Annotated in this window: 13 protein-coding genes; 4 read left to right on the top strand and 9 right to left on the bottom strand. The window is 42.9% G+C overall.

Features of this window, described 5'->3' with window-relative positions; genetic code table 11:
- The first annotated feature begins 83 nt into the window (after nucleotides 1-83).
- A complete protein-coding gene (locus tag AB0756_RS38195; RefSeq protein ID WP_038091269.1) occupies nucleotides 84-1901 on the top strand; it encodes a ShlB/FhaC/HecB family hemolysin secretion/activation protein in 1818 nt (605 codons plus the stop codon).
- Nucleotides 1902-2624: 723 nt separating this feature from the next.
- Here the strand turns inward: AB0756_RS38195 and AB0756_RS38190 are convergent.
- The 5 genes from AB0756_RS38190 to AB0756_RS38170 all read right to left on the bottom strand — a co-directional run bounded on the left by AB0756_RS38190 (nucleotide 2625) and on the right by AB0756_RS38170 (nucleotide 8887).
- Nucleotides 2625-4604 (bottom strand): hypothetical protein, encoded by a 1980-nt coding sequence (locus AB0756_RS38190; RefSeq protein ID WP_050045168.1) that lies wholly within the window; start codon nucleotides 4602-4604, stop codon nucleotides 2625-2627.
- Nucleotides 4605-5590: 986 nt separating this feature from the next.
- Nucleotides 5591-7192, bottom strand: a complete 1602-nt coding sequence (locus tag AB0756_RS38185; protein WP_038091041.1) for a helix-turn-helix domain-containing protein — start codon at nucleotides 7190-7192, stop codon at nucleotides 5591-5593.
- A 14-nt stretch (nucleotides 7193-7206) separates the two neighbouring features.
- Nucleotides 7207-7590: an HNH endonuclease gene (locus AB0756_RS38180; protein WP_408019944.1), complete on the bottom strand. Its 384-nt coding sequence runs from the start codon at nucleotides 7588-7590 to the stop codon at nucleotides 7207-7209.
- 79 nt (nucleotides 7591-7669) lie between these two features.
- Nucleotides 7670-7963, bottom strand: a complete 294-nt coding sequence (locus AB0756_RS38175) for a hypothetical protein (protein WP_038091034.1) — start codon at nucleotides 7961-7963, stop codon at nucleotides 7670-7672.
- 114 nt (nucleotides 7964-8077) lie between these two features.
- Entirely contained in the window at nucleotides 8078-8887 is an 810-nt protein-coding gene (locus AB0756_RS38170) for a CHAT domain-containing protein (RefSeq protein ID WP_408019945.1), read from the bottom strand.
- Nucleotides 8888-9142: 255 nt separating this feature from the next.
- On the opposite strand from AB0756_RS38170, the gene AB0756_RS38165 reads away from it, so the two are divergent.
- Nucleotides 9143-10009 (top strand): Rpn family recombination-promoting nuclease/putative transposase, encoded by an 867-nt coding sequence (locus AB0756_RS38165; RefSeq protein ID WP_038091027.1) that lies wholly within the window; start codon nucleotides 9143-9145, stop codon nucleotides 10007-10009.
- Nucleotides 10010-10034: 25 nt separating this feature from the next.
- Here AB0756_RS38165 and AB0756_RS38160 read toward each other — a convergent pair whose 3' ends face one another.
- Nucleotides 10035-10877, bottom strand: a complete 843-nt coding sequence (locus AB0756_RS38160; protein ID WP_038091024.1) for a tyrosine-type recombinase/integrase — start codon at nucleotides 10875-10877, stop codon at nucleotides 10035-10037.
- 140 nt (nucleotides 10878-11017) lie between these two features.
- Between AB0756_RS38160 and AB0756_RS38155 the strand changes: the two genes are divergently transcribed.
- Complete coding sequence (locus tag AB0756_RS38155) at nucleotides 11018-11380, top strand: four helix bundle protein (RefSeq protein WP_038091020.1); 363 nt, start codon at nucleotides 11018-11020, stop codon at nucleotides 11378-11380.
- Between the two features lie 476 nt (nucleotides 11381-11856).
- Here the strand turns inward: AB0756_RS38155 and AB0756_RS38150 are convergent, their stop codons facing one another.
- From AB0756_RS38150 to AB0756_RS38140, 3 genes are read right to left on the bottom strand one after another with little or no spacing between them, the layout of a single operon-like run.
- Nucleotides 11857-11997 (bottom strand): hypothetical protein, encoded by a 141-nt coding sequence (locus tag AB0756_RS38150; RefSeq protein ID WP_153021506.1) that lies wholly within the window; start codon nucleotides 11995-11997, stop codon nucleotides 11857-11859.
- Nucleotides 11998-12020: 23 nt separating this feature from the next.
- A complete protein-coding gene (locus AB0756_RS38145) occupies nucleotides 12021-12401 on the bottom strand; it encodes a VOC family protein (RefSeq protein WP_038091264.1) in 381 nt (126 codons plus the stop codon).
- 23 nt (nucleotides 12402-12424) lie between these two features.
- Entirely contained in the window at nucleotides 12425-12694 is a 270-nt protein-coding gene (locus AB0756_RS38140; RefSeq protein WP_408019946.1) for a CopG family transcriptional regulator, read from the bottom strand.
- Between the two features lie 154 nt (nucleotides 12695-12848).
- On the opposite strand from AB0756_RS38140, the gene AB0756_RS38135 reads away from it, so the two are divergent.
- On the top strand, nucleotides 12849-13799 hold the full coding sequence (locus AB0756_RS38135; protein ID WP_408019947.1) for a hypothetical protein: 951 nt from the start codon (nucleotides 12849-12851) through the stop codon (nucleotides 13797-13799).
- The last annotated feature ends 2 nt before the right edge of the window (nucleotides 13800-13801 follow it).

Raw genomic sequence — 13801 nt, 5'->3', positions numbered from 1 at the left:
AAATTGTGCGCTGGAGCAAGTACCTACAATTTTACTTTACAGTACGCATATGTAAGTTGAGTGTAGCAGGGTTACTAGGGTGCATGGGAGATCTCGCCATCGCGCACCCGTTAAAGGCGATGCTCCCAGAGAAAACCGCCACTTCTTCAGAAATCCATACCTTTGCCCAAAGCAGCAATTTCCTACCTCATCCCTCTTTAGGCTCTGACATTTCTATAATTGTTTCCCCATCTCCTCACTTTTTAATAGCCCAATCGTCCCCCCCTTCTGGAGTCACCATTCCCCCAACTATACGAGAACGTGTTGAAGAGACTATTCCCAAACCCACTGAACCACCTCAACCCATCCCCTCTACTCCAAAAGAACCACCAGCACCACCCCTCCAAACACCGATCGCTCCTCAACCCACCCTACCCCCTTCTCCCACAAAAACAAGCTTTTACGTCAAAAAAATCGAAGTCTTGGGCAATACCGTTCTTAAAGACGAAATTAATCGGCTAGTCAAAGAATATGAAAACCGGAAACTTACCTTTGAAGAGTTAATTACCTTGCGTTCTGCCATCACCGAACTTTACTTCAAAAACGGTTACATCACTTCCGGTGCATTTCTCCCTAACAACCAAGATCTAAAAAACGGTCTCGTAGAAATTCAAGTCGTAGAAGGCGATTTGGAGCGAATCGAAATAAATGGCTTAAACCGCCTGCGAAAAGGATACGTACTTCGTCGCTTGGGTAATGCTACAAAATCTCCCTTAAACCGCAAGCGCTTAGAATCCGGGTTGCAACTGTTGCAGCTTGACCCACTTATAGAACGGGTCAATGCAGAATTAACTGCAGGTACTACTTCCGGTCGCAATATCTTACGAGTAGACTTGAAAGAAGCCCCTGCATTTCACGCAGGTGTTATCATCGATAACCACCAATCTCCCAGCATCGGTTCAATTCAAGGTCGAGTTTTTGCCAGTCACGATAACTTGCTGGGTTTTGGCGATCGCCTCACCGCCGAATACGGGCGCACCGATGGGCTTAACCTCTACAGCTTCAGCTATGGCTTACCCCTTCTTCCACATAATGGTACTCTCAACTTCAGCTACAGCAACAACGACAGCAACATTATCGAAGACCCTTTCCAAGACTTAGATATTCGCAGCGAATCCGAAACTTTTTCTGTAGGTTTGCGCCAACCCTTAGTACAATCTCCTCAAACTGAGTTTGCAGTTGGCATATCATTAGATGTGCGTCGTTCTCAAACCTTCCTTCTCGATGACATCCCCTTCTCCTTCTCAGAAGGACCGGAAGACGGAAGATCCAGAGTCACCGTCATTCGGTTTTACCAAGACTGGGTCAACCGGAGTACAATGCAAGTCCTAGCAGCGCGATCGCAATTCAACTTTGGCATTGATGCTTTTGATGCAACTGTCAACAACACGGGAACCGATGGGCGCTTCTTTTCCTGGCTCGGACAGTTTCAGTGGGTGCAGCAGTTATCTCCAAGAGCCATACTGCTAAGTCGCATCAACGCCCAGTTAACTCCAGACTCTCTTTTATCATTAGAAAGATTTAGTATTGGTGGTATAGACACAGTTAGGGGCTATCGCCAAAACCAACTCGTATCCGACAATGGCGTTGTCGCTTCTTTTGAACTCCGCATTCCCGTCACCGTTAACCCCAGAACCCTACAAATCACCCCATTTTTTGAAATTGGCGGTGGGTGGAACAATCGCGATTCCAACCCAGACCCCAGTTTGATAGCAGGCTTGGGTTTGGGTGTGGAATGGCAAATTACCCGTGGTTTGGATGTACGCCTAGATTACGGTGTTCCATTGATTGGAGTGAGCGATGGCGGAGACTCCCTGCAAGATAATGGTTTTTATTTTTCACTGCAATATCAACCTTTTTAAACTTGCCAAACTCGAACTGGGAATGCGAGTGTTGGAACCACGTGCGGGTTCGGAGCCGAGCGCACTTCTTCTTTTAAGTATTTTATGTAATTTTTATTACTAATTTTTGGAAAAAATTACGGTTTGGTAACTGTCATAGCAGACTCATTCTCACTCAGCCCGGATAGTTCGTCCATGGGGGAAATCATCCATTCTTTCAGAATACACGGAGTATTGGTGCAGTTCATCCATATACTGTACTTGTGTTTCGTCAAGATACACCTTACAATACTCAAACTAACAAGTAGATGCTCTGGTATTTCATACGGGAATAAACCGATCGCTTGTTAATTCCATATTTTTTTTGAAAATCTTCTATAGAAAATTTTTAAAAAATATTTTTTTCTTCGGGTTGTCCAGTCAAATTTTTCAACTTGTATTGTAACTTGTCCACCGTACAACTCGCACTCTGTCTACTGTTATCTTCAATACTGTCCGGTGGACTGTATAGTAGACGGTACGGTAAGAACTCGGTTTGTCAAATAAAGATTTCAACTAAAAAAGTCCCAATTTCCTCTTAATGGATAATCAATCCCAAAGTCCAACGGTAAAGAGACTTTCATACAAGTGTCTTTTGTTACATCTTGGTTAGAACCAAGATTTTTAAGCGGGAAGGAGGAATATTTGAGGAATAGGTAGGGCGAGCAAGCGAGCGAGCGCTCTTTACGCCCCGAACCGCCTCGTTCAAAGAAAAGCGGTTGACAACGTAAATGGCAAGCAACCAGGATTAGCAGCTGCCCATTCCGAGGCTTCTGCAATCAAGCTATTGCACCCTGAATCAAGGTAGAATTGCATTTTGGCAATCTGTAACAGACGCGATCGCTCGGAGCCGCAAATAAATCTTCCTGTCATGAACCTGTAATCTCGCAAAACCTTGTTGGCGTATGCTCCCGCTTGAAGTCGCAACCGAGTAGCTCGCTTAATCTCCTCAATTTCCTTTTCAGATAGTAAAGCAGTTGCAGGCGGTGCGCTTGGAGGTGGCGGAGTGTTGTCAAATAAGGGAGGAGCGGGAGAATTGGCTCCTACTGGTTTTGCATTGTTGGTACCGTTGACAGTGTTTGGTTCTTCAACAGAGTTTTCCGATTGTGGTAGCTGCATTCCCCTCTCGGACTCTCCCCTTAGTTCAGTTACCTCAGCCGCCTCCCGCCTTTGAGGGGCGGGGGCGGCGGGAGGTAAACATAAAACCTTCATATAGGGAAAATGCCCGTAATCATCGATTTGGCAAGGGTTTTGAGCATTTTTCAATTCATCAGTTATAACAAATGTACCCGCACAATGCCCGTAATCGCCCATCTGGCAGTCTTTCCAGCTATTTTCTATCCAAGGATCTGCTACATACCGTGTTGGATGCCATAAGTGTAAATATTTGTGTAAAGTCTCTTGACTGAGAGACTTGTTGAAGCGTTGTTTGTAGGCTTCGCGGATGAGTTTCGCCCGGTTTGTGGCTCCTGCTGGTAACTCACCATTCCATTCCAGGGTTTGTACTACCCTTTGGATGCGCCGTTGGGCTTTTAAACTGCGCTCTAAGTTCATTTCCAGGCGGCGATCGCAGCGTTCAAAGGTGACTATATTGTTTTTGGTGTTGGTGTGACCGCAAAAAGCGATCGCTTCTGCGAATGTGGCAGAAAATGTACCCTCCAGTCGTTGCGGATATGATGGGTGAGCAGAATAATAATCATTAAGCTCGCTGCATCGCACCCAATCGAGGGCTCTGGTTTTGATTTCGTGCTGGTGGCGGCAATACTGACGATAACCTGGGGCGTTGGTTGCAGTGGATACAGCATAGTCAACTAAATCATCCCCTAACAAACCCAAAAATACTATGCCATACCCAACAATAACTGGCAGGATTTGGTTAGTCTGCCCGAAACCAGTCCATCCAGTGGCGATGATTTTCTCCCAATCTTTGCGCCATTCTTCTGCATCTTGTGATTTCTTTTTGCGGTATTTCTCTTTTAGGTGGCGCTTATAAGCAATTTCTATCTTTTTTTTAAGATGCTTCAAGTCTTGCTTATAGGCAGCGCGATCGCAATAATCTAGGAATGTAGAAACATCATTACTAATCGCTAAGAGTTCGTCATCCAGCAAGAAAGATTTGCAGCCCGCTTGCAGGGGAACTCGGATGGCGTTGAAATCCGTCGGGCGATCGCGACAGTAAGCTTTAACATTGGGAAAAATTTCCAAATGCCCTTGGCGCACCTGAAATCCCGCATCTGTTAATGTTTGTTGCAACGCACAAGCCAGCCCAAAGCTGTGTACGGGTTCTTCTAACGGCAGAACTAAATGGTAACCCCCGCTCTCGCTGGATTGGCATGGCACTATATCGACTATGCCAATATTTTCTAGCGCTGCTTTAATTTTCTTTACAGATTCTAGGTTGTGGTAGTCGCCGCCAGTATCGAGGTCAATAGTGGCGTACAGCGTTGTTGAATCGAACCGAATACCAACAAGTTTGGTATTCTCTTGGTGAAGTTCCCACAGTTGGGATGGCTGTAGGCGATAGTCAATTGTGTGCCAAGCAGGCGAGGCTCCAAATAGTGGTACGGGCGCGATTATCGCATGGAATGCGTGGTAGAAGCGCTTGACATATCGCTGTCCCACTGGGTCTGCTGGTAATTGCCCCTTAATTGCTGGCTGAGTCTTTACACGTCTTGTACGTTTCATCTTTTGCTATCCGAATATTTGTGCCAAATTTCGGATAACCACTAATCGCTTTGGAGATTTGAAAACTATAGCCTAGAATTGATAAAGAAATTTAAATTGAGAAGTTTTTTGCTGTTGGTTATCTCCAACTAGTGCGGGACGATTAACAGTCGTCTGACGATTAACAGTCGTCTGAGGATTGAAGCTATCCGAAGCTATCCGAAGCTATCCATTCTAGGCTTTAGTTTCTGAGTCCAAGCACCTAGGGGTTATCCAACTTTTTTTTCTTTTTGGATAAATAATGTCACCGAGTAAGATGACGGGCAGTAAAGCTTCCAATTCACAGATAAACCCCCTTAATTAAGGCATTTTCAACAAGTTTCCCCCCGCTACAGCCTGCTTGTTAGCCCCACTTGTTTTGACACAGGCGGACGCGAGAGTCGTTCTAAATATCATGCCACATTCTGGAAACAAGCTAAAATTGCCGTTTTTAGTACTTTTTCCGGGTATAAAATGCTGAAACCCTTATGAAAAAAGGATTTTAAAAAATTTTTTGTTAGGCGATTCTAGAGTTTTTGTTAGGGGATTCTAGAGTCTTTGTTTTAAAGCTCAAACATATGCTGGGCAAGGTTTTGAAGCCTATTTTTTGATTTTTTTGGGTTAAAACAAAACTAGAAAAAAAACCAGGCGTTCACAGTCGCTCCCTGGGTATTGATAAACAGTTAAAAACGAGTGAATTTTGTCAATACGTCGAAGTATAGATATTAAATTACATATTAATGATAGTTACTCCCGGTTCGCTCATTTTTTCAGGAGTTAGATAAAAGTGAGCAAAAGCGTAAAGACAGAAATTACATATCAGTACGAAAAGTGCGAACGAACACTCTATACACACAGAAGTCCAGGCAAATATGGTCACCTACGATGGTAGGGCAAACGCATTAAAACTTGTCAAAAATGAGCTTGACAAAAACATGGGGGTATGGGTTGGGATGCTGGTCAGAGATTTAGGATGTCTGGTTAATAAAGAGCAGTGCTTGGATGAGGGCGGCTTGTTGTGGGTTTATAGTGCGATCGCCTCGTTCAATAAGTGAGATGAGATTTTGGGACACGCCCAGAAGACCAGCAAGTTTAGCTTGTGTCCAACCCTTAGCAATGCGTGCTTCTCTGACTTGGTCACCAGTCAAACTGATGTCTTTTGGTAGTGTATCCTTGGTTTTGGGCTGTACTCGTTTTGCTTTGGGTTTTACTGGGGATGCTGTCACTTCGGGGATAGGGGCTGGGGGTTTGATGGTAAGCTTGGCATCCAGTAACTTATTAAAGTAGCCCTTAGGTTTTTTTTCCTTACAGTTTGGTCTTAACCGTTCGGGGTAGGTTTCCGCGTCAAATACAATTTGCCAACCCAGTTCGAGTAGTAGCTTTAAAGCATTATCCCAACGCTGCTTGAGGCTAAAAGCTTTGGCTCTGTCAACTTTGGCTTGAGCAATAACCGTTGTGGGTAATGCAATTTCCAATAGCTCCAAGACAAAGTATTCTCCATTAAGCCGAACGCGACTATTTAATGTCAAATATATAGCCAGCCTTAATGCAAGTTCTTCATGATAGGGGTCAATTTTCAAAACTTGCTGAGCTAAGTAGCCAAACTGATATAGAGCTTCCCTTGATTCGGCTCCTGCTTGGTTCAAAAAAAGTTTAGTCCAAGCCCCCGGTTGGATAATAAGCTTAACTTCCTCAGGCTCCTCTATTTTTCCGTGTAAATCTACCTGACCGTATGGTGCAATTGTGATATTCCACATTCGCCCAATAGGTGTACTGGCATTTATACCACCTTTTTTGTTTCTACCTTCTATCCATACTGCTTTAACTAACAAACAATCCAACGCAAACGCAGTTTTTGCTATTTCTAAAAGTTTTTGGTGTTTGGGTATATCAGTTCGCTTATCCCAACCCATTTCTTTTATCAAATCGCTAGCGTTGAGAACAAATAAACTTTCCCAAGGTCTTTCCTGCTTCATTGTATAAGCAGCAAAGATTAAGTGCAGTTTTGCACTGGTAAACCCAAACTTATCGATAATCTGTAATGCTTCATTCCAAGGAAGCAAGGTTAGATCTCCAGGGGTTGTAATATAATGCTCAATATAATTTTTAGAATTTTCTTTAGCTTTATGTTGTGAGTAGGCTCTTCCATCTTCATTTGGTTGCCACACCTCTTCTTTTTTAATTTGAGAGTTAATGCTAGAAAGCATAAGTTCTGCCGTAGGTATAGCTTCAAATGATTGTGATTGAAATAGAGAGCAGGAGTGAGTTTTAAAGTTTTGAATATTGTTATTTATTATATCATAGATATTTGGTTGGAGACCTTCGGAAAATTTATCGGATTCCAAACTTATTAAAGAAATATTGCTTTGTAATACTTTATTAAAGATATCTTCAAAGAAATTGTCAGTAGAATTTATTTTTTCTGACGGGTCTTCCGCAGAATTCGTATCGGTAGATTGAAGAAAATGTAAAATTTTATTAGATAAATTTTGTCTGACATCATCTTTCAAATCGAGAAATAATTGAATGATTTTTTCATCCAGACTATCGCTATTAGAATGATTAGACATTTCTTTAAATATCCTCAAAATAAAGATAGCTGCCCTGGGGAAACATTACTTCTTCTTCTAGTATGGTAGGCAAGATGACAAGCGCTGCACAAAGCACGCAAATTCTCTAATCTATTGTCCTCTGGTATATAATTTTGGTGGTGAACTGTTAGCATTCGTGCTGCTTTTTCCGAACGAGAAAGTTGTGAAGCATCATCGCTTGGACGCAAGCATTGCAACCCACATTTAGTACATCGCCAACCAGACTTCTCTTTAATTGCTTGGGCGATTTCATTCCAATTTTGGGGATAGCGTTCGCCCAAGGAACACCGTTGCAGGCGACACTCCCTCTGGGAACCACCCCTTGGGCGAGCACGCTGAGTACCCACCTTTATGCGATCGCGATTTTTGACAGCCATCAATACAAGTCCTCGTACAGACACTCCAAAAACATTTGTGATTATATCTGCTTTTGGCAAGCGATTCTTTGAAAAAGATTTACCGCTTTAACATTAATTGATAACTGCTTACTGTTCGCTGCCAACACCACAGCGCTTGTTCTTGAGGATTCAGCAGTTGTCCACCCAACTCTTTTGGGACTTCCTTACCTATATATTGCTGGTAAAATAGCACGATTTTTGCTGCTAAATTGGATTCTCTCGCATTTAACCAGCAAATACCACCAGAATAATCTGCTTCATGTGTTCGTGCATACTGCGTCGCCAATTCGGTTTTGCCAATTCCTCCCATAAGAGCAACAGCAGCGATCGCTACAGTCTTTGATTTCTGCATTTCTCGATGCAGATCGTTCAATTCCCGCTTTCGTCCAACAAACTTGTCAGCGCCTTTATAAGGAATATATTTTGGGGGATGAAACTTTGTCCGTTCCCGTTCGGACGACTCCAGTCACAAGTTTAAGGTTTGATTTTGAATGTTAATATCCCCTGTTCCCTGATTTAAGTTCACGACTTTTTCAATATTGTTCGTAAAACTTTGGTGACTTGAGGGTTGAGACGGTAAATTGTCCCCCTCCTGGGCTCCTTGAGTCACGTTTGGCTCGGCTAACGCTTGCGGTTGCGATTTGATAGCATTTTCTGGTTCTTGCACTGCTTGCGGAACTCCTGAGCAAAGCGGTGGGAGGGCTTCTACTTTGAGCGATCGCTCTCTTAGTTTTAGCACGGGAGTCTCTGATTCTGGAATCCCCTCTAAATCAATTGATGCACAACCAACTTCAAAACAATCTTCATAAGAATAACCAGCACCTAACGCGTCATAGAATGCAACAGCAAACTTGATGGCAGCCACATCCCCAATCGCCCGGTTCATACCTATAACACAGTCAATATACTCGTATATTGCATCAGCTTGTTCTTGACTGTAACAGGCGTTGAGCAAAACACACTCTATCTTGCTCCTGAACGACTTAAATAACCTTGCCAGAGATTCACCACGCACCAGTTGCACTTGCCCAAAGTTATTCTCCAAAGCTAAACCAGTGCTTCCCAAACCATGCCCGCAAAAGTGAACAAGAGTCGGTTCATGGTATAATATAGCACGACGCAAGTCATCAGTTCGCACCGCCCACTCAGTCACAATTTCAAACTGCTCCCGATGTCTAGCTTGTCGCAGCGCTGCTTGGATTTCCCTTACCTCTTCATCCAAGCGTAACTTGTTTGTGTCTAAAGGATTGGCTGATAATATCAAGATTTTTTTCACGATTGTTACCGCTTGTGAGGAATACAACAACGCCTAGACTTTAATACAGCTTAACCATACTATTTTCCCAAATCTTGACAAGGGAACAACCCATATTCCTACGGAAGGCAAAGAGCGCAACAACTCTTCTACAATGTAGTGCAGGATAAGAGATACCCCAATTGGATTTATTTCCGAGCCATGCTAATTATTATTGCTGAAATTATTGGATGATTTCATGATAGAATTCATAGCCTATTGCTTTAATAAAAAAATATGTCTATTGACCACGACGGCTTATTTAAAGTATTAATATCAACATTTCTTATAGAATTTATTGAGCTATTTCTTCCCAACATTGCTGCCGATATAGACAAAAATTCCATTGAATTTTTACCAGAACAAGTCTTGATAGATATAACAGCAGGAGAGAAGAAGATAATAGATTTACTTGCCAAAGTTAAATATAAAAATCAATCCACTTTCTTTCTAGTCCATGTTGAGGCTCAATCCTATACCCAAGCGGAATTTGCTAAACGGATGTTTATATACTTTTCGAGTCTCTATAAACTATACGATTTGCCAATTTATCCTGTTGTTATTTTCTCCTTTGATGAGCCACTGCGAGAAGAACCCAAGGTACATACCGTCACATTCCCCGGTTTGGATGTACTGAGGTTTGAATTTACAGCAATTCAATTAAATCGCATGAGTTGGAGGCAGTACTTAACCCAACAAAACCCTGTTGCGGCAGCATTGATGGCTAAGATGAATATACCACTAGCAGAACGTCCACAAGTTAAAGCTGAATGTTTGCGGTTGCTGACTACTTTGAGGTTAGACCCTGCACGAATGGAATTCATCTCTGGTTTTATTGATACTTATTTAAATTTAAACGAAACGGAAGAACAAGCATTTCAAGCAGCGATAAGTACAATGGGATTAGAAGAAAGGGAGGAATATATGGAAATTGTTACTAGCTGGCAACGAAAAGGTCGCCTTGAAGCATTAGAAGAAGTAGCGCTTAATTCGCTGCGTGAGGGTTTATCAGTCGAGGCAGTTGTAAGAATTACAGGTCTACCTCTAGAAAAAGTACAGCAGCTACAGGCAGAGTTACAAACCACGGAGAACGGTGGACGGTAAGTCGCCACGCCAATCGGTTAACTGTTCAAGAATCCGGCAAATACAAGCCGCTGCTATCAGTTGGTCTGGCGTGAAGATACATTTCCGTTATTGCCACAGAACTATGTCCCAACGTCCTTTGCAATAGGTGAATGGGTGCGCCCCGGTCTAACGAATGAGAAGCATGGCTGTGCCTGAGCCAGTGCGGGCTAACATTACCTTCGATTCCCGCACGTGTTGCTGCATTCTTCACAATATGAAACACCATACTTCGGCAAAGATGACCGCCCTTACCTGAAACGAACACCGGGTCATCTTTTTTTGCACTGTCCTTGAGGTCGCAAATTTCTTTCCACACACCCGCGCCCACTAACACGGTACGAGTTTTATCACCCTTACCAAATACGGTGATTTGTCCACCCTCACCACGGGGCTTAAGGTCACGCCATTTCAACTCGCACAGTTCGCTCACCCGCAACCCAGCAAAATAGAGCAAGCGGACAATGGTGCGATCGCGCTTGTTGGTCGTCGCGTTTATCAATAATTGTACCTGCTCCTCAGTCAGAATTCGCTCTGCCAACCGATTTTTTCCTTTAGGGGACTTAACTAGTATTCCCAAATTAGACGGTATAACTCCTAGCTCTTTAGCAAAAGAAAATAAGCTTTTAATCGCCCCCACCGCCACCCGCTTTGAATTGTCGCTCTTACTGAGTGTCATCGCCCACAAATGGATGTCCATTAAAGTACAATCTGAAATTCGTTTGTTGTTAACGTGGAGAAAAAATCGCTCTGCATAGCGACGGTAGCCGTCAACGGTGTTGGGACTTTTACCGTACAGCCAGAGGTCAATTAATTCTGAGTTTGTGAGGGTAGTGGAATTATTCAACATTGCTCAAAAGAAGGCAGAGGGCAGAGGGCAGAGGGCAGAAGGAGTAAGAAGAAGGCATTCATTCCAAGTTTTGCAACATAAAAGTACTTTACTTTTACCTTATAATTTTCTTTTAACTTCAAACTTTCAACTTCAAACTTATGAGTTACAAAAATCAGTTTATTTGGCAGCGCTCTGTACAGATGGCTATTAATTGTTACAATTTTACCAAGAATTTTCCCCCATCTGAAATTTACGGATTAACCTCTCAAATTCGCCGTTCGGCGGTTTCTGTCGCTTCAAATATTGCTGAAGGTTACGGTAGACAATCAAAAGATGAATACATCAAATTTCTACATATTTCATTAGGCTCCCTAAGAGAATTAGACACGCAATTAATCATTGCTAGAGAAGTTGGTTTGACAGATAAAAGTTTATTTGTCCCAGTCATAAATGAAGTAGAAGAAATGCAAGGCATCATGGTTTCGACCTTAAATAAACTAAAAACGAAGACAATAAACTAGTACAGCACGGCGTAAATAAGGCAACCATTAATAGGAAGGAAGAAGCTTATATTCAAAGCTTTTAAGCCTTCTGCCCTCTGCCTCCGGACTTCTGCCTTCGTGTACTAGTACACCGGACGCGGAAGTAGTCCGATTGATGGCAATTGTTCGTGATAGTAGAGGGCGTTCTTTAACTTGAAAGGCAGAAGTACCACTTCCTTCCGACGTTGTACTTCTACCAGGAAGCACTATTGCTGCCTTTTTCCTTCCTTCCTTCCTTCTGCCCTCTGCCTTCGTACTTCTGCCATCGAAATTCAACATTGCATTTTCTTATGTTGAATCTAATTCAATTAAAGCTCACTATGAGGACGTTTGGAATAAATCATTGTTATTTGAGAAGATGAGAGTTTCTGTACTGCTAGAGAGCAAGATTTTCTATACTATTCGCCAATCGCTTGAGTTCTGCTTCAATTTGATGAAGACGCTTATCTATACCACTATCCGTACTCCAAAACGTGTTCCAATCCCTGAATAACCAAATCCGTTGCTGTGGTGTCGAGCGAGCTTTTGAGCGCAAGTACTTTGGCTAGCGTTTTGAGAAGTTTAAAGTTAATGGACTCGCGTTCAATTCTTGCCATGTCTCATCGCACATTTCAAATGCTCAATCAGTCTCAAACCGTTGAATTTCAATTAAATAACCATCGGGATCGCGCAAAAAACAGTGGTAGATTTTATACTTTTCGTTAAATGTAGGCGGTTTTTCAAATTCTACACCGCGTTGCTTGAGGTATTCGTACCACTGGTCTACTTGCTGGGTCACAATGGTAAAGATAACGCCCGTTCGTGCAGCGTCCTCTTTTGTTGCAGTCTCGTTCCTTTGGCACAATCCCAAATATCCAGAACCAGTTACAGTATAGATCCGGCAACTGCCTTGGTCGAGCCACAACTTCAGACCTAGCTTATCTTCATAGAACTCAGTAGAAGTGGCTAGGTCATTAGTGTATAAAAAAGTAATTTGTTGGTCAATTGGAGGGGGAGACATGAAATGTGTTACCCGAAATACCTTCAACTCGCTTGAGTTGTTTGCTTGCTAGCCAAATACTGCTCGAGCGCTTCTCTAATCAAATCCGGTACCGTGCAATTTTCTTGGTCAGCTAAATCCTTCAGTTGGCGCTTTATATCAGGATGGACCTGCGCCTTGACTTGCTCTGATAGCGGTTCAGATCTACCGTTGTCAAAGCGATATTTTGTACCAAAATCAGGGTTACCACCTCTTCGCGCCATGAACAAATATCTAACCAACTCATTAACTAACTTTTCATACAGTAAAACCATAGGTTGGTTTGTCCTATTAGTACTGTACGGTGCTATTGTAGTCATATGAAAGAAAGAAGTGCTATTTCTTTCATCCAATATTTGACTTGTCTTCCACCGTCCCAATAACTCCTAAAGGATTGGAGCGGCAGCCGTTGCGCCCGGTAATTCCATAATGACACAAACTCAGAATCAAGGAAAGCTTGACCCAAGGCAGAATGCTCAGTTCAGTTTGGAAACCAATAATTCCCACTTCCAGGAAATTGCCTTTTCTGAGAAGCATTCTGGGGGTAACACTTTCGCCGTCGAAGTTGTTGAGCTTGGAGAACTCAAAGAAGAAGAGTTGCGTTTGCGCCTTCATTTAGAACGGAAGGTAGAAAGGTCGTTTTATGAAGCGGGTAAGGCGTTGATGGAACTGCGGGACAAGCGGTTGTATCGAAGTACACACAAAACCTTTGAAGAATACTGTCGCGATCGCTTTAGTCACAGTCGGCAAAAATCCAATTATTTGATAGCTGCAGCAGATGTTTTTGAAAATTTGACAACGATTCGTTGTCAAAATTCATCGAGTGAGGATGATTTACAAATCCTACCCAGTAGTGAGTACCAAATTCGACCCCTGACGAAGTTAGAACCAGAACAGCAGCTTCAAGCGTGGCAGATTTCCGTAGAGGAAGCGGGTGGAGTTGCACCTGCTGCAAGAATAGTGAAAGATGTCGTGCAACGTATTATGGAGCGGACAAAAGTGCCAAATCCTTACAGAGTAGGGGAAGTGTGTCAAATTCTCCCAAAAGACTATCCCGATTTGAGGGGGAAAGGCAAGTGCTGGTGTATTGTGAGTCAAGTGAATGATTTGAGTTGCACTGTCACAGCTTGGGACGGAGATTATATTGTAAAGATGGATTGCCTCAAATCGCTCGATTACTCCGACGCTGACTGCGAGCAAATGAAAGAGGTGTGCTTACGCATTACTAAACTCCGCAACCTCAATAATGTGGAGGACGCGACATATGCAGTTCTCAAGCATTTAGGAGAAATCAAGCGCCCCTATTTAACTTCAGTAGAAGAAAAGTTATTGAGCCTTTTGGAGAGTGAGTATGGCGTCGGCAAAAAAGGAATTTTATGATT

Origin of the sequence: Tolypothrix campylonemoides VB511288_2 (assembly GCF_045999855.1) — a bacterium.
GTDB lineage: Bacteria > Cyanobacteriota > Cyanobacteriia > Cyanobacteriales > Nostocaceae > Scytonema > Scytonema bouteillei_A.
This window is presented reverse-complemented; position numbering and strand designations above follow the sequence as displayed.